We start from the raw sequence: 587 nt of genomic DNA, 5'->3' as shown, positions 1-587 counted from the left end.
TCGATCGGCAGCAAGAAGCTCGCGACGACGGATGAGGAATCGAGCGTCACGAACAACGCGAGCACGATCGGCTCGCTCAACGGCAACTTGTCCATCAGTGCCGGCAATACGCTGCACGTGACGGGCAGCGACCTGCTCGCGGCGCAGAACGTGACGGGGACGGCGGCGAACGTGATCATCGATGCGGCCACGGACACGTCGCATCAGTCGCAGACGCAGCAGACGAGCTCGAGCGGGGTGACGGTCGGCTTGTCGGGGACGGTCGGGGATGCGATCAACAACGGGATCAGCGAAACGCAGGCGACTCGCAACGACGCCGGGAGCGACAACCGCGCGGCGGCGCTGCACGCGAACGCGGCGGCGGGCGATGTGGCGACGGTTGCCTCTGCGGCAGCAGGGGCGATGAAGGGCGTGACGCCGAGCATCGGGATTCAGGTCAGTGTCGGTTCGAGCCACAGCTCCAGTCAGTCGTCCGAAGACCAGACGACGCAACGCGGCTCGACGGTTCAGGCTGGCGGCAGCGCGACGTTCGTCGCGACCGGGGACGGCACGCCGGGCAGCGGCAATGTGACGATTGCCGGCTCCGA

Annotated in this window: 1 protein-coding gene; it reads left to right on the top strand. The window is 67.5% G+C overall.

All coding sequences use genetic code 11. From position 1 onward, the window contains the following. Positions 1-3: 3 nt before the first annotated feature. The coding region (locus FAZ69_RS33000) for a hemagglutinin repeat-containing protein (RefSeq protein WP_439654820.1) at positions 4-587 on the top strand (584 nt) is incomplete at its 3' end.

Source organism: Trinickia terrae (genome assembly GCF_005144415.1).
GTDB lineage: Bacteria > Pseudomonadota > Gammaproteobacteria > Burkholderiales > Burkholderiaceae > Trinickia_A > Trinickia_A terrae.
This window is presented reverse-complemented; position numbering and strand designations above follow the sequence as displayed.